The 24,623-nt window shown below is 44.7% G+C and carries 24 protein-coding genes and 1 riboswitch; of the genes, 13 read left to right on the top strand and 11 right to left on the bottom strand.

What is annotated here, in order from left to right; genetic code table 11:
- The first annotated feature begins 122 nt into the window (after window positions 1-122).
- The 6 genes from AC0YOD_RS27915 (at window position 123) to cyoD (ending at window position 7,120) form a co-directional block, all read left to right on the top strand.
- Window positions 123-2,222: a transglycosylase domain-containing protein gene (locus AC0YOD_RS27915; RefSeq protein ID WP_475802615.1), complete on the top strand. Its 2,100-nt coding sequence runs from the start codon at window positions 123-125 to the stop codon at window positions 2,220-2,222.
- 180 nt (window positions 2,223-2,402) lie between these two features.
- Window positions 2,403-2,690: a hypothetical protein gene (locus AC0YOD_RS27910; protein WP_475802614.1), complete on the top strand. Its 288-nt coding sequence runs from the start codon at window positions 2,403-2,405 to the stop codon at window positions 2,688-2,690.
- 351 nt (window positions 2,691-3,041) lie between these two features.
- Window positions 3,042-4,037, top strand: coding sequence for a cytochrome aa3 quinol oxidase subunit II (gene qoxA / locus AC0YOD_RS27905; RefSeq protein ID WP_475802613.1), 996 nt, complete (start codon window positions 3,042-3,044; stop codon window positions 4,035-4,037).
- A 140-nt stretch (window positions 4,038-4,177) separates the two neighbouring features.
- Window positions 4,178-6,148 (top strand): cbb3-type cytochrome c oxidase subunit I, encoded by a 1,971-nt coding sequence (locus tag AC0YOD_RS27900; RefSeq protein ID WP_475802612.1) that lies wholly within the window; start codon window positions 4,178-4,180, stop codon window positions 6,146-6,148.
- Window positions 6,148-6,789 carry a cytochrome o ubiquinol oxidase subunit III gene (gene cyoC, locus AC0YOD_RS27895; protein WP_475802611.1) on the top strand — a complete coding sequence of 214 codons (642 nt, stop codon included), beginning with the start codon at window positions 6,148-6,150 and terminating at the stop codon, window positions 6,787-6,789. The genes AC0YOD_RS27900 and cyoC overlap by 1 nt, the downstream gene beginning before the upstream one ends.
- A 1-nt stretch (window position 6,790) precedes the next feature.
- Entirely contained in the window at window positions 6,791-7,120 is a 330-nt protein-coding gene (gene cyoD / locus AC0YOD_RS27890; protein WP_475802610.1) for a cytochrome o ubiquinol oxidase subunit IV, read from the top strand.
- Window positions 7,121-7,188: 68 nt separating this feature from the next.
- Here cyoD and AC0YOD_RS27885 read toward each other — a convergent pair whose 3' ends face one another.
- The 5 genes from AC0YOD_RS27885 to AC0YOD_RS27865 all read right to left on the bottom strand — a co-directional run bounded on the left by AC0YOD_RS27885 (window position 7,189) and on the right by AC0YOD_RS27865 (window position 10,982).
- Window positions 7,189-7,872: a hypothetical protein gene (locus AC0YOD_RS27885; protein WP_475802609.1), complete on the bottom strand. Its 684-nt coding sequence runs from the start codon at window positions 7,870-7,872 to the stop codon at window positions 7,189-7,191.
- On the bottom strand, window positions 7,869-9,026 hold the full coding sequence (locus AC0YOD_RS27880; RefSeq protein ID WP_475802608.1) for a hypothetical protein: 1,158 nt from the start codon (window positions 9,024-9,026) through the stop codon (window positions 7,869-7,871). The genes AC0YOD_RS27885 and AC0YOD_RS27880 overlap by 4 nt, the downstream gene beginning before the upstream one ends.
- 35 nt (window positions 9,027-9,061) lie before the next feature.
- Window positions 9,062-9,685 carry a hypothetical protein gene (locus tag AC0YOD_RS27875; protein ID WP_475802607.1) on the bottom strand — a complete coding sequence of 208 codons (624 nt, stop codon included), beginning with the start codon at window positions 9,683-9,685 and terminating at the stop codon, window positions 9,062-9,064.
- Window positions 9,682-10,155: a sigma-70 family RNA polymerase sigma factor gene (locus AC0YOD_RS27870; RefSeq protein WP_475802635.1), complete on the bottom strand. Its 474-nt coding sequence runs from the start codon at window positions 10,153-10,155 to the stop codon at window positions 9,682-9,684. The genes AC0YOD_RS27875 and AC0YOD_RS27870 overlap by 4 nt, the downstream gene beginning before the upstream one ends.
- A 302-nt stretch (window positions 10,156-10,457) precedes the next feature.
- On the bottom strand, window positions 10,458-10,982 hold the full coding sequence (locus AC0YOD_RS27865) for a YwhD family protein (RefSeq protein ID WP_475802606.1): 525 nt from the start codon (window positions 10,980-10,982) through the stop codon (window positions 10,458-10,460).
- A gap of 105 nt (window positions 10,983-11,087) precedes the next feature.
- Here AC0YOD_RS27865 and AC0YOD_RS27860 point away from each other — a divergent pair, with 105 nt between their 5' ends.
- From AC0YOD_RS27860 to AC0YOD_RS27850, 3 genes are all read left to right on the top strand, one after another.
- The gene (locus AC0YOD_RS27860) at window positions 11,088-13,103 is read left to right on the top strand and encodes a M1 family metallopeptidase (protein ID WP_475802605.1); all 2,016 of its coding nucleotides are present in this window, start codon (window positions 11,088-11,090) and stop codon (window positions 13,101-13,103) included.
- A gap of 27 nt (window positions 13,104-13,130) precedes the next feature.
- Window positions 13,131-13,943 carry a hypothetical protein gene (locus AC0YOD_RS27855; RefSeq protein ID WP_475802604.1) on the top strand — a complete coding sequence of 271 codons (813 nt, stop codon included), beginning with the start codon at window positions 13,131-13,133 and terminating at the stop codon, window positions 13,941-13,943.
- Window positions 13,944-14,312: 369 nt separating this feature from the next.
- A riboswitch (cyclic di-AMP (ydaO/yuaA leader) is annotated at window positions 14,313-14,463 on the top strand.
- Window positions 14,464-14,466: 3 nt separating this feature from the next.
- Window positions 14,467-14,943 carry a C40 family peptidase gene (locus AC0YOD_RS27850; RefSeq protein ID WP_475802603.1) on the top strand — a complete coding sequence of 159 codons (477 nt, stop codon included), beginning with the start codon at window positions 14,467-14,469 and terminating at the stop codon, window positions 14,941-14,943.
- Between the two features lie 193 nt (window positions 14,944-15,136).
- Here AC0YOD_RS27850 and AC0YOD_RS27845 read toward each other — a convergent pair whose 3' ends face one another.
- Window positions 15,137-16,378, bottom strand: a complete 1,242-nt coding sequence (locus AC0YOD_RS27845; protein ID WP_475802602.1) for an MFS transporter — start codon at window positions 16,376-16,378, stop codon at window positions 15,137-15,139.
- A gap of 112 nt (window positions 16,379-16,490) precedes the next feature.
- Here AC0YOD_RS27845 and AC0YOD_RS27840 point away from each other — a divergent pair, with 112 nt between their 5' ends.
- Window positions 16,491-17,012, top strand: a complete 522-nt coding sequence (locus AC0YOD_RS27840) for a GNAT family N-acetyltransferase (RefSeq protein ID WP_475802601.1) — start codon at window positions 16,491-16,493, stop codon at window positions 17,010-17,012.
- On the opposite strand, the gene AC0YOD_RS27835 is transcribed toward AC0YOD_RS27840, so the two are convergent.
- Both AC0YOD_RS27835 and AC0YOD_RS27830 read right to left on the bottom strand, forming a co-directional pair.
- Window positions 17,009-18,232 carry an EAL domain-containing protein gene (locus tag AC0YOD_RS27835; protein ID WP_475802600.1) on the bottom strand — a complete coding sequence of 408 codons (1,224 nt, stop codon included), beginning with the start codon at window positions 18,230-18,232 and terminating at the stop codon, window positions 17,009-17,011. The two genes, AC0YOD_RS27840 and AC0YOD_RS27835, sit on opposite strands and share 4 nt — an antisense overlap.
- 129 nt (window positions 18,233-18,361) lie before the next feature.
- Window positions 18,362-18,655 (bottom strand): hypothetical protein, encoded by a 294-nt coding sequence (locus tag AC0YOD_RS27830; protein WP_475802599.1) that lies wholly within the window; start codon window positions 18,653-18,655, stop codon window positions 18,362-18,364.
- A 180-nt stretch (window positions 18,656-18,835) separates the two neighbouring features.
- Between AC0YOD_RS27830 and motA the strand changes: the two genes are divergently transcribed.
- Together motA and AC0YOD_RS27820 are read left to right on the top strand one after the other, a co-directional pair.
- Window positions 18,836-19,636 carry a flagellar motor stator protein MotA gene (motA, locus tag AC0YOD_RS27825; RefSeq protein ID WP_475802634.1) on the top strand — a complete coding sequence of 267 codons (801 nt, stop codon included), beginning with the start codon at window positions 18,836-18,838 and terminating at the stop codon, window positions 19,634-19,636.
- Entirely contained in the window at window positions 19,620-20,453 is an 834-nt protein-coding gene (locus AC0YOD_RS27820; protein WP_475802598.1) for a flagellar motor protein MotB, read from the top strand. Before motA ends, AC0YOD_RS27820 begins: the two co-directional genes overlap by 17 nt.
- A gap of 81 nt (window positions 20,454-20,534) precedes the next feature.
- Here AC0YOD_RS27820 and rluF read toward each other — a convergent pair whose 3' ends face one another.
- The 3 genes from rluF to AC0YOD_RS27805 are packed head-to-tail and all read right to left on the bottom strand — an operon-like array spanning window position 20,535 to window position 23,889.
- Window positions 20,535-21,236, bottom strand: coding sequence for a 23S rRNA pseudouridine(2604) synthase RluF (gene rluF / locus AC0YOD_RS27815; RefSeq protein WP_475802597.1), 702 nt, complete (start codon window positions 21,234-21,236; stop codon window positions 20,535-20,537).
- A 7-nt stretch (window positions 21,237-21,243) separates the two neighbouring features.
- Window positions 21,244-22,017: an NAD(P)H-binding protein gene (locus tag AC0YOD_RS27810; protein ID WP_475802596.1), complete on the bottom strand. Its 774-nt coding sequence runs from the start codon at window positions 22,015-22,017 to the stop codon at window positions 21,244-21,246.
- A 57-nt stretch (window positions 22,018-22,074) separates the two neighbouring features.
- A complete protein-coding gene (locus AC0YOD_RS27805) occupies window positions 22,075-23,889 on the bottom strand; it encodes an ATP-binding protein (RefSeq protein WP_475802595.1) in 1,815 nt (604 codons plus the stop codon).
- Between the two features lie 264 nt (window positions 23,890-24,153).
- Here AC0YOD_RS27805 and tadA point away from each other — a divergent pair, with 264 nt between their 5' ends.
- On the top strand, window positions 24,154-24,618 hold the full coding sequence (tadA, locus tag AC0YOD_RS27800; protein WP_475802594.1) for a tRNA adenosine(34) deaminase TadA: 465 nt from the start codon (window positions 24,154-24,156) through the stop codon (window positions 24,616-24,618).
- The last annotated feature ends 5 nt before the right edge of the window (window positions 24,619-24,623 follow it).

The following is a 24,623-nucleotide window of genomic DNA, read 5'->3' as shown; positions in this document are numbered from 1 at the left end:
AGCAACCTTTTCCCGTCATCTATAGAAAAATTTAATGGATTGCCTTCTCCTCATGAATAGTACGCTCTCTATTTTTCCATACTAAGGAAAAGTGTAGCTTTGCACCGAAGGGAGCCTGCTCCATGAAAAAGCATTCCAATCGACCGGGAAAATCCCGCCGTCGACCTTATTTCCCTATTATCACTGAGCGGTTTCTTCCCCAGCTTATGAAAATGAAAAAATGGCTTCGAATCGGTACAGCATTGTTTACGGTGCTCGTGCTCCTAGTATCCGGCATGCTTATTTATTTACGTACGCAAGCCTTACCTGTTGCCTCCATCAGCCAAACCTCGCAGATGCTGGATCTGCAGGGCAATGTCATAGACACCTTCCATGCTGGAGAGAATCGACGCTCCGTTCAGCTGGCAGATATATCTCATTACGTTATTGATGCAACACTCGCCATCGAGGATCGTCGCTTCTACAATCATCATGGCTTTGATATGAAAGGAATGGCGCGTGCTGTCATGGTCAACGTGCAAAGCCTATCTACACGTCAAGGAGCAAGCACGCTGACACAGCAGCTTGCGCGTAATTTGTATTTGACACATGAGCGAACCTGGCAGCGCAAGGTGAAGGAAGCCATATACACCGCCCAGCTGGAGATGCGATATTCAAAAGACGAAATTTTGGGTATGTATTTAAATCAAATCTATTATGGTCATGGCTCATATGGCATAGAAGCAGCCGCAATGATGTACTTTGACAAACATGCCTCGGAGCTATCGCTCGCTGAGAGCGCCATGCTGGCAGGCATCCCTAAGGGGCCCAAATACTATTCTCCTTACTTGAATATGAAAAACGCGAAGGATCGTCAGCTAACGATTTTGCAGGCTATGCTGGAGGGCGGCTCCATTACATCTCAACAAGCCGACGCCGCTTATGCGGAGGTACTTAACTTTCAGACGTTGGGATCAGGCAAGCAAGAAGGATTCGCTCCGTATTTCCGTGACTATATAAGGAATATCGCTGTCGATAAGCTTGGTATTAATGAGCATTTGCTCAATGAGGGCGGCATTACCATATATACGACACTCGATCCTGTGGCGCAAGCAACCGCGGAGGAGGTTATTGCAAAGGGAATGCCCGAAAGCTCGGAGCAACAGGCAGCTTTAATTGCTATTGATCCGAGAAGCGGATATATCAAAGCGATGGTTGGGGGACGGGACTATAAGAAAAATCAATTTAACCGTGTGTTCGCCCAAACGCGTCAGCCCGGCTCCTCATTCAAGCCTTTCCTATATTTAACCGCACTGCAAAGTCGGTTTATGACACCCGTCACTAAGTTCATGAGTGAGCCGACGGTGTTCACCTATGATGAAGGACGTAAAACCTATGAGCCGCGTAATTATGGAGAGAAGTATGTGAATGATCTCATTGACATGCGCCAAGCGATTGCAAGCTCAGACAATATTTATGCCGTAAATACAATTATGACTGTAGGTGCAGATAAAGTTATTGAAACAGCTAAAAAGCTTGGTATCCATAGCAAAATGCAGCCCGTGCCGTCACTTGCGCTCGGTACATTCCCGGTCAGCCCCTTCGAGATGGCTTCCGCCTTTGGAACTTTCGCTAATGGAGGCATTCATGTCGAGCCCATAGCTATCTTACGAATCGTAGATCGCAAAGGCGAAGTTCTATATGAAGCAAAGCGTAATGCCGTACAAGCCATTGCTCCTGCTGAAGCTTATGTAATGACCAGCTTAATGGAGAGCGTATTCCAGGAAGGCGGCACCGGCTTACGAGTTTCTTCTATTATGAAGCGGCCTGTCGCTGGCAAGACGGGCACTACACCGACAGATGCTTGGCTTGTTGGCTATACGCCTGAGCTCGCAACTGCCGTATGGGTGGGCTACGATAAGGATCGCAAGCTGACAGTAGCGGAGGCGTACAGAGCTGCACCTATATTTGCAAAGTTTACGGAGCAGGCGCTTGCATCTGTTCCACCAAAAATCTTTTCAGTGCCAGCAGGTGTCGTTAGCACATACATCGATCCAGCTAGCGGCAAGCTTGCCGCAGACAGCTGTGCAAATAAGAGGCTGGAGAACTTTCTGGTTGGAACAGAACCGACTGATGTATGCGGTGAGCCTGCTGCAGTAGATGAAGCTAACAATAAGAACGATGCCAAAGGTGAAAAAGGACGTTCATGGTGGAATGATTTAAAACGTTGGTGGACAGACTAAGGGAGCTTCTTTCTACTTTTACTCATAATGAGGAAGCTCCTCCTGCACATTCTCTACCGGTGACCTTTGCACATTTTTGTCTGTTTTATGATCAAAAAGTGAATTTTCTTTGAACTTTTATGGTAAGTTGTGGTATAGTAAATACAAAGAAAACACTTACAATAATCAGAGGTGTTCAAAATGACAACAAAAACAGCAATAATTAGCCAAGTTCAACCTTCCAAATCAGATGTAAAGCGTCTTGTCAAAGCTATGACCGCCATTGCTTGGGGCATACTTGGTATCGGTGTTCTACTTTGTTTAATTAACTTAAGCCACTTTAGTGATAAAAATGTCGGTCTCATGGTTGGTATCGGATTCCTAATCGGCAGTGTTCATATTTATGTAATTGGAACTGCAATCGGACTTGTGCATGCAAGACGGAATCAAGATCAGTCCTCAATGGACTCCAATGATCAGCAAATGTAAATCAGCATAACAAAACAAAGAGGCAGTCCCTAGGGCTGCCTCTTTGTTTTGTTATATGTGCTTATATATATCTATTATATATGTGACAAAATGAGCAAAAGTGGGTATTAAAAGAAGAGAAAAGAGAATCATTTTAATAGGTTTAAGATCTTCATTCATATTTTACAGACACCATATAAATACGGCTCTTATAATGAAGCATTAATATCCACTTTATAACTGTTGTCTAAGACGTGAACTTTGTATTACAGAATAAAGACGAATTATTGACGTAATTGTTAACCCCGCAGTTATTCCGTATCATATCTGCTATTGTAAACGTAAGCAGTAATTTTGAGGAGTTGAACCGATATGAGACCGTTTATTCGTATGCTGACCCCGATACTCTTTTTGTTGATGGCCTTTACACTTTCAGGCTGCGGCGAGCAATTAATTGTGCTCGATCCAAAAGGACCAATCGGTGAGTCTCAGAAAGACCTGATTTATATCTCTACCATTATTTGCGCAGTTATTATCATTCCTACGCTAATCCTGGCAGGCATTATCGTCTGGCGTTATCGTGATAAGGCAGGAAGAAAGGCTTCATATAAGCCGAACTGGGAGCACAACACGAAGCTAGAGGTTACTTGGTGGAGTATTCCGATTGTTGCCATCTTGATTTTGGCAGTGATCACTGTTAAGTACACGTACGCACTCGAGCCTTCAAAGCCTATTGTATCTGAAAAGGCGCCGGTAACCATTCAAGTCACGTCACTTGATTGGAAATGGCTATTCAAATATCCGGAGGAAGGCATTGCTACCGTCAACTACATTAAAATCCCTGAGGATGTGCCAGTTAAGTTCCAGCTTACTTCTGACACTGCCATGAACTCCTTCTGGGTACCGCAGCTTGGCGGTCAAATCTATACCATGTCAGGCATGGCGATGACGCTCTTCTTGCAAGCCGATGAGCAAGGCAGTTATTTTGGCTCAGGCGCCAACTTTAACGGTAAAGATTTTGCGCAAATGCGCTTTAAAGTAGATGCAACATCAGAAGAGGACTACAAGCTTTGGATCGCAGATGTCAAAGCAACGTCTCCTGCTCTTACTATGGAAGGCTTTGAGAAGCTGACTGAGCCGGGTTCATCCGAGAAGCAATTGTTCTCCAGCTTCCCTGAGGGTCTGTTCGATAAAATCGTTATGCAATACGCAAATGGCTCCAATAGCGGTCACCATCATGGCGGATCTTCAGATTCTGAAGAGATGGATATGTCTGAAGATATGGATATGTCAGACGAAACTCCCGCTAAGGATGAAACGCCATCAGACAGCGACACTAATGCACATGCTAATCACGCGGGACATTAATCCCGCGTATTCAGATGCTTTGAAGCAAATATGCTTCACAAAACTAAGCTAGTGCTTACGAAGTGAAGTTTTGCTTCACAAAACTAAGTCAATGCTTACGAAGTGAAGTTTTGCTTCACAAAACTTTTAGGAGGTCCCGTATGTTAGACAAAATTAAAGACTTCGCTTCCGAGTTCTTTGTTACTGGCGACCCGCTTATTTTAGGGGCTCAAGTATCTATCGGATTATCGGTAGTTGCCATCATATTTACACTAACCTTTTTCAAAAAATGGCGCTGGCTTTGGACAGAATGGCTAACTACTGTCGATCATAAAAAGATCGGTATTATGTATGTCATCGCTTCATTGCTTATGCTCTTCCGCGGCGGCGTTGATGCGTTGCTTATGCGTGTGCAGCTCGCTGCACCGCAGTTAGATTTCTTGCAAGCAGAGCATTATAATCAGATATTCACCACGCATGGCGTTATTATGATTTTGTTCATGGCCATGCCGCTCATGTTTGGTTTGTTCAACCTTGTTGTACCGTTACACATCGGGGCGCGTGACGTTGCCTTTCCATTCCTGAACTCACTAAGCTTCTGGATGTTCTTCTTTGGTGCGATGCTGTTTAACGTATCATTCATTATCGGCGGTTCGCCAGATGCTGGATGGCTTGCCTATCCACCGCTTTCTGAACTGTCAGGCAGTCCGGGTCTTGGACAGGACTTCTATATCTGGGGTATTCAAATTTCCGGTATTGGTTCCTTGGCAACAGGGATCAACTTTATCGTTACGATTCTAAAAATGCGTGCACCAGGCATGACACTTATGAAAATGCCGATGTTCGTATGGTCTGTTTTCTCATCTTGTGTCACTATCATTTTCGCATTCCCAATTCTAACCGTAACATTGTTCTTGCTGTTCATTGACCGCTATCTGGGCGCACATTTCTTTACGCTCGACGGCGGAGGAAATCCAATGATGTATATCAACCTCATTTGGATGTGGGGACATCCCGAGGTATATATCGTCATACTGCCGGCATTCGGTATTTTCTCTGAGGTTGTTTCAGCCTTCTCGAAGAAAAAACTATTCGGCTACAAATCAATGGTATTTGCCCTTATGTCTATTAGTTTCTTCTCGTTCTTCACTTGGGCGCATCACTTCTTCACGATGGGCTCCGGCGCTAACGTCAATGCATTCTTTGCCTTAACAACTATGCTTATTGCCATCCCGACCGGGGTGAAGGTCTTTAACTGGATGTTCACGATGTTCCGAGGACGTATTACCTTTACGACCCCGATGATGTGGGCAGTCGCGTTCATTCCGTGTTTCGTCATAGGCGGTATGACCGGCGTACTCTTATCAGTCGCACCAGCCGACTTCCAGTTCCACAACAGCTACTTCCTGATCGCGCATTTCCATCAGGTGCTTATCGGCGGCGTTGTGTTCGGTTATTTCGCAGGTCTTTATTACTGGTGGCCAAAAGTATTCGGATTCCGCTTGCATGAAGGCCTTGGTAAATGGGCATTCTGGTTCTGGAACATTGGTTTCTATGTCTGCTTCATGCCGCAATATGTACTTGGTTTAATGGGTATGACTCGTCGTGTCAACACATACGACTTCGATATGGGCTGGTTGCCGCTTAACGTGGTTTCAACAGTCGGCGGATTCTTGATGGGTATCGCATTCCTATTCCAAGTATGGCAAATTGCTCACAGTATTAGATTCTACAAAAAAGAAAAAAATGGCGATGCTTGGGATGGTCGTACACTTGAGTGGTCAATTCCATCACCTGCACCGTTATATAACTTTGCTCGCATACCGCAAGTTACTCATCAAGATGATTGGTGGGAAGAGAAGCAGCGTATCGCTAATGGCGAGCCTGCCAAACCGCTTGCACCGCTTGAACCGATTCATATGCCTAAAAACTCAGGTATTCCTTTCATCATGTCGATCTGCTGGTTTATCGCCGGCTTCGGATTTGTATGGGATTGGCTGTGGATGGCGATTCCTGGTCTAGTCGGCGTAGCCATCTGTATGCTTGTTCGTTCGTTCTCCTACGACACCGATTATTACATCTCGGTAGAAGAGATTGAACGTACGGAAGCAGCGTTAAGGGGGACAAAATAATGGCACATGCAGTTTCCAAGAAAGCCGGAGCGCATGGTGGTCACGAAGCCGTACACGGCGGCGGTCACCATGATGATCATCACGATCAAGAATCATTAAAAACATTTGGCTTCTGGCTGTTTCTTATTACCGACGTTATTCTATTCGGTACCTTGTTCGCTACCTTTGTCGTCCTTCGTTTCAGTACGGATGTTGGACCGACTGGTGCGGAGCTTATCGAATTAAACGGGATAATCATTTCGACGTTTATCCTTCTCACAAGTAGCTTTACGAGCGGAATAGCCGTTCTAGAAATGAATAAAGGCAATAAACGCGGCCTCATTACTTGGCTCGCCATTACGGCATTGCTTGGCGCATCATTTATCTATTTGGAAGTAACTGAGTTTATGCACTTGGTGCATGAGGGTGCTACGATTGGTACAAGTGCGTACTGGTCAGCCTTCTTCACCTTGGTAGGTACGCATGGACTCCACGTATCGCTTGGACTTGTCTGGATGATTTCTATTATGCTCCAGCTGAAACGCCGGGGCATCACGCCGGTAACAAAACGTAAAGTCGGCATCATCAGCTTATATTGGCACTTCCTTGACGTCGTATGGATCTTCGTATTTACGATCGTTTACTTGATGGGGGTGATGTAGGATGGAGAAGCATAATACACATGCACAGGATGCACACGGCTCCCATGGCGGCTCAATGAAGCAATATGTGATCGGATTCCTGTTCTCTATAATCCTGACGGTTATTCCACTCGTTGTCGTGCTTAATGATCTATTGAGCAAAAAAGCTACAACTATAGTCATTCTTGTAATGGCTATCCTGCAGTTTGCCGTACAACTGATCTTCTTCATGCACATTCGCGATGAAGAGAAACCGCGTTACAACTTGATGGCTCTTATATTCGGACTCGTTATACTATTAACGATCGTTGCTGGATCCGTCTGGATTATGACTTACAATACAGTTGGTTAATCGAATAACAAAAGAGAAGAAGCTCAGGGCTATTGCCCTGAGCTTCTTCTCTTTTCTATAAGGAAACGTTATGACCTGCGCTGAACGACCTCTACTCCCTTAGGAACCACTAGGGTTAGCTGCGCAGCTACTGTGTCAGATATCAAACCGCCGTCCCTGTGAGCAATTGATCCTATCGTGACATACATCGTACTTCCAACTGTATTAATTTTAAGGATATTATCGTTCAAACCCTTTTCCAGCTTGTCTGATGACCAATATTGGATTTGCCCTAGAAGCTTAACCTCACGCGTATCAATTTCATCAATATTTAATCCACTCAATGAATCTATGACAATTTTATTAATAGTGGTTGGCACTTGCTCCGTCTTCGTCTCAACAAAAGCCGAGCGTTGTGTCATTTGCAGCCCTCTTTGCAGCTCATCGAATAGACCTGTAGACATGAGTAGCGCGAGTCCTAAACTAATGATACCTATTGTCCCTACAAAAAATACACTGATCCAATCGTAACGTACGATAGCATGCTCACTGCCAGAAAACTTCAAGTAAAGCAACAGTTCTGCACCTAACATGATAAATACGATTGGAGCTATCCACATAAGTATTTCGTACGCCTCAATATTTTGCCATAGGGATACGGCAAGCGCCGTTCCCATTAGCAATAGTGTTACACCCATTGATAAGGAGCCAACGCGCCAAGTACGGATGCCTTGTGGCCTCACTGAATCATTTATAACGTTTGCTTGACTCATTTTATCCCCTCCTCTTTACGTGGATGGACAGGAGGCGCTGTTGTCTTCTTGGCAGCTCCTGTCTGGCCAAACGTTAACCGCAAGCCAAGGAATATAAGAACAAAGGATACGATAACCGTCGGAATCACATAGACTACACTCATATATGCATCGTAGAATTTCCCAAAATATCTACCTATTAGATCGGATACGACACGATTCAGCAAATAATAGATACCAAAGCCAATCATAGCAATACCAAACCAGCGTTGATAAGGAACGAATTGCTGCACAATCGGTTCATCTGTCAACTCATTACGTTCATATCGTGAAACCTGCTGCAGCGCATCGAAGAACGCAAAGCACCAGAACAACGGAAGAAGAAAGAAAAATAGTGACAACCGCAAATTATCCATAATATATATAGCCAGCAGGAAGCCGCCCATGAGTTGAAGTCCCCGCTTTTGCAGTCCAAGGTATAGATGGCCCGCGCCAGGGAAAATAGACAAAGCGATAGCAAACACCTTGTTCTTACGTCCGGATGAGATATGCGACTCCAGATCCTCAAATATTGCACGATCTATCAATTGCTCTCCCCGATGCTTCGCCTGAAGAAGCTGGATCGCATCAAACATGCCGTAAATCCATATGATTGGCAAAGCCAATAAGAAAATAAGAAGCGCTCCCGTGTTCATAATCGAGCTGAGGAACACGATTATCGCAAAAAGCCCAATAAATGAAATCAGCAGCGTAATTCCGCGCTGCATGAGTCCAAGACCCATATGCCCCAGACCAGGCACAATAGACATCATAATGGTGCGCGACTTCTCTCGCTGATGCTCAAGCGACAACGAAGCGTGGCCAGCTAGAAATTCAGGATAAGCGCCATTAGGAGCAGTTCCTCCTCCCTGACCTTGCAGACCCAGTGCTTTACCTGAAATAAGCATAAAGATCATATCAATCATATTTATCCCCCAGGCTATTGCCGCAACAAACATGAAGAAAATGATAAACTCTTCAGCATCGCTGTTCGAAATAGCTAAAAGAAAGGCTATTAGTAGGGAGCCAAAGAAAGCCCCTCCATAGAAAATGGTGCGGAAAGCCCGCCCCAAATACGCAAACCCAGCCCCCGGTATAAGCGAAAGAAAAAACGCGACAAGCGGATTTTTATTCATGGATCTATCATTCCTCTCATTCTTTGATTACCGATTTATTTAAAACGGATCTTTTGAAGTCCATCTAGCCATGATCCTGTTTGGTCCACTATTTTGTCCGACCAGGATTCCGATTGTTCATCTACAGGGACTGATATGGAAGGCTTAGGCTTCTGCACGTTTGCATTCATATCAATCTGCGCAAGCTTTTGTGAGAATGAGGAGAAGGTACCGCTCCCAAGCAAAAGCAGCGTGATTGAGGCAGCTATCGTGTAGTGTGTAGCAGGATGCTGCAGCCAAGTGGTTCTTCGGTATGATTTCTCATGGACAACTGGCTTAGGAGCCTGCGAAAGGGCTTCTTTTTGTACAAGCTCCATCGGAACTATCGCTTTCTGTTCGCTTAATAACTGTGACACTACGCGTTGTTCAATCAGCTCCATGTCAGGCGATATAGGCTTTAGTTCATCAAGCGTTAGCGCAGCTTCTGCCTCAACCCTCTCAACCGTTGCCATGAACAGCTCTAAATATGCATCATTTGCTTGCATTTGCTGTTCCATCTGAAACTGCTCATCTTCTGGCAATAGTCCGAGAACATATCGTTTCATTTGATCGGAGTTGTCCCCCCCAATTAACCCTTCCTTGTTGATTGAATTTTCACTCCTCTTGTTGCCGTCATTCATTCGAAATCCTCCTTTCTCCAGTGGCGCTTCATCCAGTTTCGGGCTCGATATAGTCTAGATTCCACACTCTTGCGTTCCAGCCCCGTATCCGCTGCAATTTGTTCATAGGATTTGTCTTCCATATAATAAGCCGTTACGACCTCGCGATAATTAGTAGGCATTTTTTCTACCTGTCTTCGTACCTGACGCCTGTCCTCAAGCTCAATAGCCGTCATCTCAGCAGCAGGGATGCCCCCTGTCTCTTCGTGAACCTTCTGAGACATATCCTCACTATCCGTCAATTCCTCAGGTCTACGCGCTCTGCTTCTCTTGAAATCAATAGCCCGATTGACAGCAATGCGGGTAATCCACGTCTTCAGCCCATCTAATCGGCAATCTGGAAGGGAGCGATAGATTTGCAGCAGTACTTCTTGTGTAATATCCTCCGCGTCATGCGGCGAATGAAGAACTGCGAAGACTGTTTTATATATATAAGGACCATAGGCTTGTACGAACGGTCGATAGTGCTCGGGCCCTCCGCTTTGTACTGCTTTGATCCAATCCTCGTCTTGAATGTCGCTCCCCCCCTTCCCAACTTAATAGACGTCAACCGCCCTCGCTTACCCTGCACCTTCTCTAAAAAAATATTTTTTTCTGTTGCAAAGCCCCTTATAACGCGGAAAACCTCATCATTCGTAAAGAAAGCTTCACGAACGATGAGGTTCTCATCCTTATTCCTTACTCCTATATAGTGAACTAGTCAGCTTCTATTAAAGTCGCAAGGTTCGTCCTATTATACGTTCAATGCCTGCTTCAGCTCTTCCGGTGAACGATCCCACCACTCTTGATTGTGTTCAACCAATAGCTTGCGAAGCGCTGCTCTATCTACATCGCCAAGCTCCGTCAAATTATAACGGCGCTTAAGGGAGTGATCCAGCTTGTTCACATGGTCAGCAAGAATTTTCCATCCGCGGCGTGCTTCCGTATCGATTAGCATCTCGCAAGCTTGTGCTCCTGCATAATAGGAGCCTTCCTCATTACGATCGACAGCTACCCATACAATCCAGCATTGGCGTCCATTCGGCGTATCGTCTTTGTTTGTCGAGAACTTAATGCCGCGTTCAACCTTGCTCTTTGCGTGCATAGCGCCAACATCGATGTAGGCAACACCATCATCAATAATAATACAGGATACCGCACTTAAATCGATTGTTCCTGCTCCAAAACCTTTATGTTGTTTGTTGCTCACTACGTTGAGCGACAGTGATTTCTTTTCCTTTTTTTCCGGTTGAGCAGGCAATCCTTGTTCTTCCGTCATGTTCAATCACACCTTCCCCATACATTAATTCCATTTTAGCTAATATTCCTCGAAAAGCAAACATATACATGCTGTAGATGCTTGTCAACGGGAGGGAAACGTTCAATGACTCCACGCTATTTCAAACGATTTGTAATCGTAATACTCGCAGTCGTCACGCTCGGCTTGTCTGTGCAGTACGGCTTCGGGGCTGCTTGGCAATCACAATACACTTATGCTTTCGCTACTGCCGGCATGACTGCGCAAGCGCCTGCTCCTGCCCAAAAATCGTCCAAGCCGCCTGTTGTACAGGAGCCGAATACGGTTTTGACTCCTAAGCCGCAATCCCTTAGCAAACGAATTGTTGAGTATCATATCAACGTTCAATTACGCGAGGATGCGCAGCATCTGGACGGCGAACAAACGGTGACCTGGATCAATCCAGGCAAAAAAACAGTGTCCGAGCTCTACTTTAACCTTTACCCCAACGCATTCCAATCGGACAAAACGACGTTTATGCAAGAATCTGGCGGCAAGCTTCGTTCAGACAAAGCTACCTCGAACAGCACCGGTTATATGAAGCTGTTAACGCTGCAAACAGAAAGCGGGGAAAGTCTCCTGCCGAGGCTGCAATATGCTCAGCCCGATGATGGCAATGAGAATGACTTCACCTTAGCAAGAATTCGCCTGCCTGAGCCAGTGGCGCCTGGACAATCCGTTACATTGCGAATGAGCTATGAAGTAAAGATGCCAGAGGTTTTTGCAAGAATGGGCTACTCTGGTGACTTCGTAATGGCTGGCCAATGGTTCCCTAAAGTCGCTGTATACGAAACTGCCGGGACCCGCGGCCGCGCGGAGGAGGGCTGGAATGCACATCAATACCATGGAAATTCCGAGTTTTACAGCGATTTTGGTATCTACAGCGTTAGGATTCATGTACCTGAAGCCTACACCGTAGCAGCAACTGGGTTTCAAACGAAAGCAATTGAAATGAAAGATCAAACGAAGATCTATCAATTCTATGCCGATGATGTGCATGACTTTGCTTGGTCGGCATCACCTAATTTTGTTTATGAAGAGACTGCATACTCCGATACGGGCATTCCCGGCGTAAGAATCAAGCTCTATTTAGACCCTTCACATGCCGAGCTTAAGGACCGCTATATGCATGCAGCCAAATCTGCGTTATCGAGCTATGCGAAATGGTATGGCGAATACCCATACAGTACATTATCAATTGTCGTACCGCCTAAGGGTGCTGGAGGGGCAGGCGGGATGGAATATCCAACGCTTGTTACGGCATTCTCAGCTGAATCCGAGAACCCTGGGTATGATCTAGAAAGAACGGTCGTACATGAAATTGGTCACCAATATTGGTACGGCATGGCTGCCTCTAACGAATTCGAAGAAGCATGGCTGGATGAGGGCTTTACTTCCTATGCCGAGGATAAAGTGATGGAAACCGCTTATGGTCTAGAAGCAAACCTACCGCTCGAAGCCAGCTATATGACTGATCCTGCGCCGCTTAAGCTGCTTTCATGGAGCTACAGCAGTCATACGCAATATGCTGAAAATGTATATATGCGAGCGAAGCTTGTACTCATTGGCATTGAGAATGAGGTTGGATCACGAACGATGCAGAAGATTTTGCGGACTTATTTTCAAAAATATAAATTTAAGCATCCCTCAACAGCCGATTTCCAGCGTGTTGTGGAGCAGGTAACCAAAACAAAATGGACGGAATACTTCAGAAATTATGTATATGACAAGCAAATGGCCGATTATTCAATAGCGTCCATTCAAGTCAAGCCAGTCATGGAAAATGGCTCACAAATGTATGAATCGACTGTTGTCTTAAGCAGGCATGGTGGAACAAACGGCGATATCCCTGTCGTTCTTCAGTTTACAGACGGTACGAAGATAACGAAGCGATGGAATGGTGAAGAATCGAATATTCAATTCAATCAATTGCATACCTCTCCGCTTCAATGGGCTATCATTGATCCCGAGCATAACAATGTTCTCGATAACAAGCATATTAACAATTATATGCAAGCACAGCTGCCAGAAAAAACACGTGTACGTTGGAACCTAGGCACAGTGACGTTTATTGAGGGGCTTCTCGGAGCACTGGGCTGGTAAGTAATCGCGTTCAAGGAGCGAAAAAAAATGAAGATACACATGAAGCAAGGCTGGCAGCTGGCGGTCAAACACTTTCACTTTGTCATTCTACTCTTTCTATATCAGCTGCTCTGGGGATTTTTCTTATACCGCTTTATCGATTCGGTCGTCTCACCCCTGCTGCGGCGCTACCCGAGCTCCTACCCTGCCGAAGGAGCTCGTCAGCTCTTTCTGACAGAGGCTCAGTTCCAACTGTTTAAAACAGATCTGATCATGCCCTATATATGGGCACTAGGCGGTTTGTTAGCCATCAGAATGCTGCTCACACCCTTATTTAATGCTGGGTTATTCTACTCGCTCAATCAGTTCAGAAGCCAGTCCAACACCCGCTTCCTAGAAGGTATCCGCAGAGCATGGAAGCCTGTTATGCTGCTCTACTGGGTAGAGTCCGTTCTCGCAATCGCCCCTGCCTGGTGGCTGCTGCCTCGAGCATTGAACGCCATGCTATCGAGCGGATCAACTCCGGAGCTGATCAAGACGGTGCTGCCAGGAGCGGCAGTATGGCTGCTATGGGCAACGGTGCTTCATCTTCTCTTTCTTGCTATGCAGCTTGGTGCAGCAAACGGCACAGGCGCCTTCAGCAACCTATGGCGCGCTCTAAGAAACTTTCTCTCCTATGCAGCGATATCGCTCGTAATGTGGGCTATCGGTGCAGCGCTAGGTCTCCTTGTATCTAGTCTATCCATGCTTTGGGCAGGTTTGTTCGCACTTATTCTTCATCAGGGCTATTATCTCATTCGCACTCTGGTCAGGGTGTGGACCATCGCCGCTCAGTATGAATATTTGCAATCAAAATCTTAATAGCAATCCCTTTTACATTCAAAAGGGAAGTCTATATACATCAAAACCTTCCAACTAGTTGGAAGGTTTTTTTTGAATGAGATATTTTTAATTTTTCGATAAAAACCGAATAACGATCACGATTTGCTAGCCTCTAAGCTAGTCCAAATGACTTAGCCGCACAAGGACAAATCGGCATATTTTACATGAAATCCACATAATTAATGAAAATGAGTCATGACATATCGTTAGAAAGTACTTTTAATCATTGTTTAATGGCAAGAAAGATGTTTAAACGAGCCTTATCGTCAGAAGGTTACATGAGAATTATTAGAATTAACGAGTAAAGGCAGGAAATTAATGAGAAAAAAAGAATAATTGTTAAGAGCAATAAAAAAACGGCCTAATTCCCTTCGGGGAAACGGGGGAACCACTCTGGGTGAATTGATTTCGACGCTGATTTTTCGCAGCGCCTGAGGAATCATAGGGAGCCTTCAACCGAACCCCACAGCTAACCTCGTCGGCATTGGAAGGAGCTTCACAATTGAAAAAGTTTTCAGCAGTTATTTTTGGTTTTGTTCTTTTGCTTGCATTTCAAACGGGAAGCGCTTTTGCAGCCTCAAAAATGAACGGATATATCGATAATGTTATTGGTAGCCCGTACAAAAGCGGTGGAACGACGGCGAAAGGTTTTGATTGCTCCGGTTTTACGAGCTATGTGTTCGAGAAAATGGGCATTGACCTACCGCGCACTTCCTCATCCCAAGCAAAAGCAGGTACGAAGGTCGCTAAAGCTGACCTACAACCGGGAGATCTCGTGTTCTTCGACACGGTCGGCAGCAATAACGGCTCCGTATCCCACGTTGGCATTTACATTGGAGATGGTAAGTTTGCACACTCATCCTCTAGCCGAGGTGTTGTAACAGACAAACTTAGCTCTTCTTATTATGAGGACAGCTACGTGACTGCGCGTCGCGTTATGGACTCTGAATCATTCTCTAATTATGCTGACGAAAAATAGAGCGATCCTAGCCCCCTAGGCTATAAGATAAGCTCACCCAACAATGCCGCAATTATTTCTCTCCTTAAGAGGAAAGAGGAATGATATGCGGCTTTGTTGTTTCTTCTCATCCGCAAAAATATTTCTAGATACTAATAAATAAACCTCCACATCCGTTTTGAAACAACGAATGTGGAGGTTTTTCCTTACTATGTTATTTACTGGATAACAAATTGTGATTCACTTGATTTCTTCCTAATAAGAGCATCGTTCCGAGCAGCAGCAGCATAAGGACCACAAGTGCACTTATAAACCATATCGTGGTTTCAATACTATATTGATCCATGAACCAGCCTGTTAAACGCGGGAAAATGGCTCCGCCCAGACCACCGCAAGCAACGAGTAAACTCGTTGTCCGCTCAGTCATGCCAGGTATGAGTCCATTAGCATAGACGAGCGCGATACCGAATATACCTGAGAAAAATAATCCGCTTAGCGCTACAAATAGAAGCATCCAGCTGAGCTCGCCCATTAGCGCCATAAGAATCAAGACGACCGTAGCTCCTGCAGTCGCAACAAACAAATAACGTGAATAGCCCATACGTTCAGCAAGCACGCCTGCAAATAACCGACCAAACACCATCATTCCCCAGAACAAGCTGAGCACAGCTGTCGCACTCGCTTCTCCCACCCCGGAACGATCAATTAAAATGGATGGCAAATAGTTAGAAAAGCTCATTTCCATCCCTACATAGATCATAAAGAATAGTGCCGAGAGCAATAGAAACGGCAATACCTTGCGCTGATAGCCAAAGAAGACAGATATTCCTTCAGATCCTACCTTTGATGGATTGGCCGTCTTAGAGCCCTCAGAACCGTCGCTAGAGCGCGGTTGAACGACGAGCTGATCATCCAATTCACCAAAAGAGGTCGTCAGCCAAAGAACAAAGGTTATGCCGGATATAGCCGCCAGAATCGGAAAGGATAGCTGCCACACGTTTTTTTGAATCAGATATGCTGCAGCTATAGGAATTAGCAGTGCCCCGACGCCAAAAAAGGTTTCCAAACGGCTCATTGCAGAAGCCTTTCCATTCTTAACTAGATCGATAATCATCGCGCCTACGATAGCTTCTGTCATACCAAAGCCAAGACCTGCAAACGGTGCAATGGCAAGCATATAACCCCAAGGGAGTAGCAGGCTGTAAGCCGCTTCACCAACAGTCAATACGCCAATCGCTAGAAGCACCGCTCCTCTTTTGCCCATTCTTGCTGTAATAGACGGGGCTAACAGCACGCCAACTAGAAATCCGAGAAATTGATTCATAATCCATTGTCCGCCATCTTGGTAGACCAAATCATAGTGTGCCATTAACTGTTCTAAAATAGCGCCGCCCACCACATGGGCAATACCAATCAACAAATAGCTTAAACAACCCAGCCATAATAACTTTTTCATGCGATTGTTTCTCCTTATGCACGAACATCCCATTGTGCCAATCTGATATAATTATCCTGCATCGTTCATCTTGCTCATTGCAAAGCAAATGATGCATTGGAGGTAATAACTAATGAACCAAACGCAAAGCTCCACTTATTATAAACGAGATGGGATGGCTATGACTATACATCCAATGGAAATTTGGCATGCTGAAGCCATTTGCCTCTGGAGCTACGATGCTCCTTACGATTCTTATAATTGGCCTTCCTGGGATCAAATGAAAAAAGACGAAACCGAGTTTGGCGATTCCGTCCTGCGTGCTGCGCAATATGCTGCTGTTCTGGGTGATCAGTTAGAGTTGATTGGCTATGCACAATTTTTCCCTATCGCAGGCGTGACCCGGTTAGGCCTAGGGCTTCGTCCTGATCTCTGCAGCCATGGCCTCGGTCCAGCCTTAGCTCAGTGCATAGCCTTAGAAGCTCGTAGACGCCAGCCCGAACATGAAATTGATCTTGAGGTAGCGACGTGGAACAAACGAGCTGTCCGAGCTTATGAGCATGCCGGCTTCCATATAACTGATACTTATACACTGGAGACTCCGAAGGGCTCTCTTGAGTGTCATTGTATGGTGTACGAGCCTATAGATGGCTAGAGGCGCTGTACTTCCCTCTCCTTATCCCTTAAATCCTTAAATAGAATAAGTCCAGGCGCAACGAGAACAGAAACCGTTCGTATCCATAGCTGTGAGTCAAGATCCGTATAGGCACGGGATACGGTAGCTTTGCGATACTCATTAAGCTGTACAAGATTAGGTACAAAATAAGGCCGCCAGCTCCAATTTGCACCGCGATACTGCTCTTCACGCCGCCACTCTTCAGCCGATATCCGGCAATAATTAGAGGAAAGCTGAATACCTTCTTCATTACATATATATAGACGCATGCTGTGCTCTGGGAGCCTAGGCAGCAGCGCTTCAATCCATTCATCTAGCCCCAACGAAAGATTAACCGTATGCACAATCTTGACGAATGCTTCAGCTTCCCTCTGCCAAAACCGCTCTGAACCGATAAAACGCTTCAAATTATGCTCAAGCTCCGCTTCTATAATGGAAGAAAAGCAATCAGGAGCTCTAAACTCCGGCTCCGCTTGAGCAAATAAAAAGCCCTGCACATAACGAGCGCCAACCCCGATAGCACGCGCCAAATCCTCTTGGGTCTCAACACCCTCTACGAGCAGTGATGCGCCTATTTTTTCTGCTAGATCAGAGAAGGAACGGAGCACACCATAATAACCGTCATGTGTAGCACTTCTCTTGATCATTTTAATATCTATTTTGAGCATATTGGGCTGGATATGGGCGATGCGGTCCATGTTGCTAAACCCGCTTCCAACATCATCAATTGCAATCATGCATCCTCTGGCACGGTAGATGTCGACAACTGCACGCAGCCCATCCATTGTGCCTTGAAAGGTTTGCTCTGTAATTTCTATTACAATACGATGAGGATCAATCCCGTACTTATCCAATAACGATAGCGTATATAGCTCTCCAAATTCCTCATAGCGATAGATCCATGAAGGCTTTAAATTGATAAACAGCATAGGCGGCTCTTCATACTCCGAAAGCTTGGCAAAAGCCTGCTCTCTCAACAGCCGATCCACAACAATGTGATCGTCATCGGACACTTGATCATTACAGAAAAAAGGACCGAGGCTGCGAACAAGCTGGTTCTTCACTGCTCTTCCAAGCACCTCGTACCCTATAATCCGTCTCGTATCCATTGCAATGATTGGCTGATAAAACGCTGCTAGCTTCTCATCGATTAGTCCAAGCGCTTCCGGCAGCCTTGGTATTCCATGCTTGGCATGCATGTATAGCGTCCTCCTGTCATGGAGGTGTCAAATAACCTACCATGTGTTAAGTGAAATTGTAATCTAGTCGACATTAATTGTAAAGAACCGACAATAATTTCACATATCACATTCGTTTTTGCCGTAAATTTAAATCAATCTTATCATCTGAGTGACTTTATCACCTTGAGCCACTTCTATGATGTGATGTTTGCTATTATAAGTGATCGTACCCTTGCCCACTTCAATCACCGGGTCCTCACCCAAGCCGAAAAAAACATCATCCGCCAAAGCTTCCATTACTTCATGACGATCGTCAGCAGAGAGTACGTCCCATTCTTCCTCTTCCATTTCAAAAAAAGTGTAGCTGCCTTCAATATTTCCTACCGCTGCTGTCAAATCCTTTAATATATCCACGTATTCTCTTGCATGTTTGACTCCCATAGGAATAATCCACCTTTGCTATCGTCAGATTTTTTCACTTCTTCCTACTATTCTACCGCATTTTATGAATTTTTAACGCCTTCTCCTTCAAATCCTCCAATTACTCTAACTTCAGAATACCTTTTTGTCGATAATAGAAGAAGTAGATAAATGTCGAAAATGATTTGGACGGGGTGTATGATGAAAAATTCAACAATTATAGGTCTTGTATTAGGTTTTGTCGCTGTACTCGGAGGCATGGTTTTGAAAGGGGCACACCTGTCCTCTCTCTTGAATCCGGCTGCTTTTATGATCATTATTTTAGGAACTGCGGCATCTGTTTTAATTGCATTTCCGATGTCCGAGCTTTCTAAACTAGGAAAATTGTTCAAAATGGTATTTTCTGAGCAGAAGCTGCCTCTTCGTGACCAATTGATTACGCAATTCATGGAATATGCATCCATTACCCGTCGTGAAGGCTTGCTCGCTCTTGAAGCTAAAGTAGATGATATTGAAGATGCGTTTCTTCGCAACGGTATGCGTATGATTATTGACGGAAATGATCAGGATCTTGTTCGCGATGTATTGCTGGAAGATATCGCAGCTACAGAAGATCGCCATAAGGCCGGTGCTTTGATCTTCACGCAAGCAGGAACCTATGCGCCTACGCTTGGTGTACTCGGAGCGGTTGTAGGCTTGGTTGCAGCACTTGCTGATATGAGTGACATGACTAAGCTGGCTCACGCAATTGCCGGCGCCTTTATAGCAACATTGCTCGGTATATTCACAGGATATGTACTCTGGCATCCTATTGCCAATAAGTTGAAACGTATGTCGAAGAAAGAAATTCAAATCCGTCTTATGATGGTTGAAGGGCTTCTATCCATTCAGTCAGGCGTGTCTACCATTGCTATTAATCAGAAGCTATCGGTATTCCTCACGCCTACAGAGAGATTGCAGATGAAGGAGAAGGAGGAAGGAGCCGTTGAGCAAAAAGCATAGACACGAAGAACACGAGGAGCATGTTGACGAATCCTGGCTCATTCCTTATGCCGACTTGCTCACTCTGTTACTTGCACTCTTTATCGTGCTGTACTCCATGAACTCTGTTGATGTCAAAAAGTTCGAAGATATGTCCCAAGCCTTCAATATTGCTCTCAGCAGCGGCAGCGGTGTTCTATCTGAGACATCCGTCATCAAAACAGGTGAAGCTGATGGCAAGAAGAATATCGAAGATGAACTAAATAAAGATAAGAAAAACGAATCTACAATGACAAAAAGTGAAGAAGAAAAAGCACGTGAGGAGCTTATCAAACAGGAACAAGCAGAGCTCACAGATCTTAAGAAAAAAGTGGACGCCTATATTGAAAAGAATGGGCTAACCTCTGATTTGGAAACGAAGCTTAATTTCTCTCAACTTTTGATTACGATCAGCGATACGGCACTATTCGCTCCGGCGAAAGCAGACGTGAAAGCAGAATCAAAAGAACTTGCTACTGCGATTGGGCTTATGCTTCAGCAATATCCAGATTATGAAGTGGTTGTATCCGGTCATACCGATACGACTCCCATTTCAAATATGTTTTTCAAATCCAACTGGGATTTGAGCTCTACGCGCGCCATTCGATTCATGGATATTTTACTTGAAAATAAAAACCTAAAACCTGAACGCTTCAGCGCAATTGGATATGGTGAGTATCGCCCTGTTAGTGACAATGATACGGTCGCAGGCAAAGCCAAAAACCGTCGAGTAGAGGTTTCTATTATCCATTCATACTCCGATCCTACTATTGTCCAGACACTTTCGACAACGAAATAATACATGATCAGTTTTCCATAAAATAAATCCCCTGTCTTGATCGCATCCAGCGTATCCATACAGGGGATTTTTCTTTATCTTTTATTGCGGCTCATAGCTTAAAGTCTGAAACAATGTGCTTTTCTCTGCATCCGTCAAATCACGCCATTTGCCTACTTGCAGTCCGCCAAGCTGAATGTTCATAATTCGCTGCCGTTGCAGTCTTCTCACGTGATAGCCGAACGCTTCACACATTCTGCGAATTTGTCGATTGCGTCCTTCGGTTAAAACAATTCGGAATACACGATCCGTTACTCTTGTTACCTCACAAGGGAGCGTCATGCTTCCAAGAATATGTACACCGCTCGACATACCCTGCAAAAAAGAAGCCGTCACAGGCTTATCCACGGTAACCAAATATTCTTTCTCATGTTTTCCTTCTGAACGAAGAATAGGGTTAACAACATCTCCGTCATTGGTCAGCAAAATAAGTCCCTCTGAATCTTTATCCAGCCTCCCAATTGGGAAGATTCGCTCACTATGTCCGACAAAATCAACAATATTGCCTCTGATATGGAGCTCAGTCGTGCTAGTTATCCCAACAGGCTTATTAAGGGCAATATATACATGTCGCTTTTGCTCTCCAATTTTACGTCCGTCCACACGAACGTCATCACCTTGCTCTGCTTGACTGCCAAGCATCGCCACAGCTCCATTAATAGTGACGCGACCGCTGTCTACCAGCTTGTCCGCCTCACGTCTGGAGCAGTAGCCTGTTTCACTTATGAATTTATTAATCCTCAACTCTGCTTCACCCCGTTGTATGTAATGCCAGCTCGGCTATTTTCTCCGATGTATAATATTGAATTCCGGTTGCCGGCGCCGTAATATGCTTACTGCTCTTCAGAATAGCCTGGCTTGCTACCTGCTTCATCGCCTGAGCTACATACTCGCCCTTGATTGCCCTGTACTTTCGCAGGGGTCCAACCATCATAAATTGCAATGATGTGGAAAACCATGCACCAATTGATTCGCCCAGCCGTGCTTTGGGCCGGTCCCCCAGCAGAAGTGACGGCTGAAAAACATGAACAGCAGGTTTTACAAGCATCGCCAATTTCTCTTGCAGTTCACCCTTCACTCTGCTGTAAAAAAACATAGAGCTTGTGGACGCCCCCATTGCGGTAACGACGAGAAAGTGATAAGAGCCATTTTTCTCAGCCCATTTTGCCAATGCAAGAGGATATTCATAATCTACCACACGGAATGCTTCCTTCGTTTTAGCGACTTTTATGGTCGTTCCAAGTGTACAGAATACCACATCAGCATCTACATTTTTTAAAACCGCATCAAAATCATTGAAAGGGGCTACAATGATATGCAGCTTAGAGAGAGTCGTGTTATTTCCTAATCCTTGTACATCCAAAGGGCGTCGGGATAGAACCGTTATTTTATGTACTAAAGGATCATGAACGAGCTGTTTGAGCAGTGCAGAGCCTACAAGTCCAGATGCTCCAACTAACAGACATGTGAAGCTCGATGCCTCCCCCTGTGGCGAGTATATCTCACTTAAACTTTCCGTACTCACATGCTTTTCCAGCGTCTATCGCTCCCTTCTTTCATTAACTAGAAGTCCCGCTCATGTTTATGCTTCTAGTATACTGCTCTCGCTATCTTCTTTCAAAGCAGGAAGCATTAATTGTACGGTTGTGCCTACATTAACTTGACTCTTAATATCCAGTGTTCCGCGATGAGTGTTAATAATACGCTGACTGACCATGATTCCAAGACCTGTACCGGTCTCTTTTGCCGTAAAGAAAGGATCACCAATCTTCGCAATCATATCCTCTGGAATACCCATACCCTCATCTGTAATAGAAATGGAAATATATCCGCGTTTATGAGAGATATACATATGAATCAAACCGCCGTTCGGCATGGCTTCAATCGCATTTTTGAGTAAATTAATAAATACCTGCTTTAATTGATTTTCTTCACAAGAAATACGGCAATCTTCATCCGTGAAGGAGCTCCGAAATTCAATATCATGTAAGATAGCCTCGCTGTTCATCAACGAAATAACATCTTGAAGAACATCTCTAACGTCTCTAGTGACAAACTTCGTCGCCTGAGGCTTTGCCAAAATGAGAAATTCTCCGACAATCAAATTAATTCGATCAAGTTCAGACAACATGAGGCTTACATGCGATAAGGTAAGCTTCTTACTCTCCTGCTGAAGCTGCAGGAAGCCTCGCAGCGTCGTAAGTGGATTTCGAATTTCATGCGCTACTCCTGCTGCCAATTGGCCCACCGTTGTGAGCTTCTCCGACCTGCGAAGCAGCTCCTCCATCTTGTTACGACTTCGCATATCTCTTGAAATACTGGCAAACGCCCGGATCGTGCTATCCGAATCACGAATCGCCGAGATCGATACACTGACTGGAATCATTTCCCCCGCTTTGGTTACTCTAAACGTTTCCTGAGCCGGAAGCACCTTACCCGCTAAGAGCTGATCCAACATATATTGTAACTCCGCTATTTGGGATACAGGCAATATAGGATAGATTTGACCAATCGCCTCATCCTCGTCATAGCCAAACAGCAGCTCGAATGCACGATTTACTTGAATGACCCTTCCATCTAAATCAAAGAGATGAATGGCATCACTCGTATTATTGATAAAGGACTCCAAATGCTCTTTCATTCGCCGGTTTTCCTCAAAGGCTCTACGCAGCTTGTTCATATAGATGCTTAAATTTTGTGACATGGCATTGACCTTTAACGCAAGCAATCCAAATTCATCCTTACTTTTGATTTGAATGGGTTGATGAAATCGTGCGGAGGAGACCTCATTGACCTTCCACAAGATATCCTTCAAAGGTCTAATCATCACGCCAACGAGCCAATAGCTGACAAAGAGTACAACAACCATCGTAATGCTCGTATAAACGAGTGTATCGTCGCGTCTATCGGCAATTACCTGTGTTATAGCCTTCCCATCGTATACAATGCTAATGATATAGATGCCCATCTTGTCAGTGGAATAGTAGCTGCGATAATAAGGTTCTCCGTTGATGTTCATTTTGCGCAGCAAAAAAGAATTTCTTATTTCTTTATTTATGATTGAATAATCACTCTTTGAATCGAGGTATGTATACGTGCCGTAAGGAACCTGTAATGTGTCTTGCTCAAACACGGTTATTTCCTTTATATTTGGATTTAAAGATTTCACTATATCAAACACATGCTCTGGACCGAAAGAGCCATCACCTAATTGCAGAAAATTTCCAGTTAGTTGTTTTTCGTAAAAAGAAAAAGAATTTGCCACATGCATGGATGTTTCCTTCATCGTTTGCTGCGTTTGCTCATTCATGCTCTGAATCGTGGAATACTCATTCATAAAGTGGTAGAAAATGAAAATAGTTAAAACGATAAGTGTGATCAAAACTGAAAATTTCATCTTAATTGACAATGAACGACACATCCTTTGAGAAGATGAGCATGCAGTATGGGCTCACATATCCAAAATACGTCTGATTTAGGTATTACAGAATGAACTTATCCACAGTTTGTTAACACTATCAACAGTTTTTATAAACACCCCTGAATAATTTGTGCGTAAATATGTGCATATAGTGTAGTTATCCACAAAGTTATGCACCACATGTTAACAACGGAATATTTGTTCGTTGTACAATGAATGATTTATAAAGGAGTTTTACTTATGTTACGAGAACAAGAAGATCAGAAATGGATGCTGGAAGCTATTGCAGAAGCAAAAAAAGCCGAGCAGATTGGGGAAGTACCAATCGGAGCTGTTGTTGTTAGAAATAATGAGATTATCGGATGGGGCTACAATTTGAGAGAAACTCGGTTCGATCCCACCGCTCACGCTGAAATGGTTGCTATTCGTGACGCCTGTGAACGAATTGGTGCATGGCGATTGCTCGATTGTACGCTATACGTCACGCTGGAGCCTTGTCCGATGTGTGCAGGCGCTATTGTTCAATCTCGTGTGAAACGTGTTGTGTACGGCACAACCGATCCTAAGGCTGGCTGTGCCGGTACACTCATGAACTTACTACAAGAGCCCCGTTTCAATCATGAAACGGAGCTCACAAGCGGTATTCTGCAATCCGAGTGCGCAGATTTGTTAACTCAATTTTTCCGCCGATTGCGAAAACGATAGATCCT

It is taken from the genome of Paenibacillus sp. J31P13 (genome assembly GCF_056269295.1).
This window is presented reverse-complemented; position numbering and strand designations above follow the sequence as displayed.

Coding starts and splice junctions, on each gene's coding strand:
- AC0YOD_RS27915 (WP_475802615.1), top strand. CDS start 123: ATGAAAAAGCATTCCAATCGACCGGGAAAATCCCGCCGTCGACCTTAT.
- AC0YOD_RS27910 (WP_475802614.1), top strand. CDS start 2,403: ATGACAACAAAAACAGCAATAATTAGCCAAGTTCAACCTTCCAAATCA.
- qoxA (WP_475802613.1), top strand. CDS start 3,042: ATGAGACCGTTTATTCGTATGCTGACCCCGATACTCTTTTTGTTGATG.
- AC0YOD_RS27900 (WP_475802612.1), top strand. CDS start 4,178: ATGTTAGACAAAATTAAAGACTTCGCTTCCGAGTTCTTTGTTACTGGC.
- cyoC (WP_475802611.1), top strand. CDS start 6,148: ATGGCACATGCAGTTTCCAAGAAAGCCGGAGCGCATGGTGGTCACGAA.
- cyoD (WP_475802610.1), top strand. CDS start 6,791: ATGGAGAAGCATAATACACATGCACAGGATGCACACGGCTCCCATGGC.
- AC0YOD_RS27885 (WP_475802609.1), bottom strand. CDS start 7,872: ATGAGTCAAGCAAACGTTATAAATGATTCAGTGAGGCCACAAGGCATC.
- AC0YOD_RS27880 (WP_475802608.1), bottom strand. CDS start 9,026: ATGAATAAAAATCCGCTTGTCGCGTTTTTTCTTTCGCTTATACCGGGG.
- AC0YOD_RS27875 (WP_475802607.1), bottom strand. CDS start 9,685: ATGAATGACGGCAACAAGAGGAGTGAAAATTCAATCAACAAGGAAGGG.
- AC0YOD_RS27865 (WP_475802606.1), bottom strand. CDS start 10,982: ATGACGGAAGAACAAGGATTGCCTGCTCAACCGGAAAAAAAGGAAAAG.
- AC0YOD_RS27860 (WP_475802605.1), top strand. CDS start 11,088: ATGACTCCACGCTATTTCAAACGATTTGTAATCGTAATACTCGCAGTC.
- AC0YOD_RS27855 (WP_475802604.1), top strand. CDS start 13,131: ATGAAGATACACATGAAGCAAGGCTGGCAGCTGGCGGTCAAACACTTT.
- AC0YOD_RS27845 (WP_475802602.1), bottom strand. CDS start 16,378: ATGAAAAAGTTATTATGGCTGGGTTGTTTAAGCTATTTGTTGATTGGT.
- AC0YOD_RS27840 (WP_475802601.1), top strand. CDS start 16,491: ATGAACCAAACGCAAAGCTCCACTTATTATAAACGAGATGGGATGGCT.
- AC0YOD_RS27835 (WP_475802600.1), bottom strand. CDS start 18,232: ATGCATGCCAAGCATGGAATACCAAGGCTGCCGGAAGCGCTTGGACTA.
- AC0YOD_RS27830 (WP_475802599.1), bottom strand. CDS start 18,655: ATGGGAGTCAAACATGCAAGAGAATACGTGGATATATTAAAGGATTTG.
- motA (WP_475802634.1), top strand. CDS start 18,836: ATGAAAAATTCAACAATTATAGGTCTTGTATTAGGTTTTGTCGCTGTA.
- AC0YOD_RS27805 (WP_475802595.1), bottom strand. CDS start 23,889: ATGAAATTTTCAGTTTTGATCACACTTATCGTTTTAACTATTTTCATT.
- tadA (WP_475802594.1), top strand. CDS start 24,154: ATGTTACGAGAACAAGAAGATCAGAAATGGATGCTGGAAGCTATTGCA.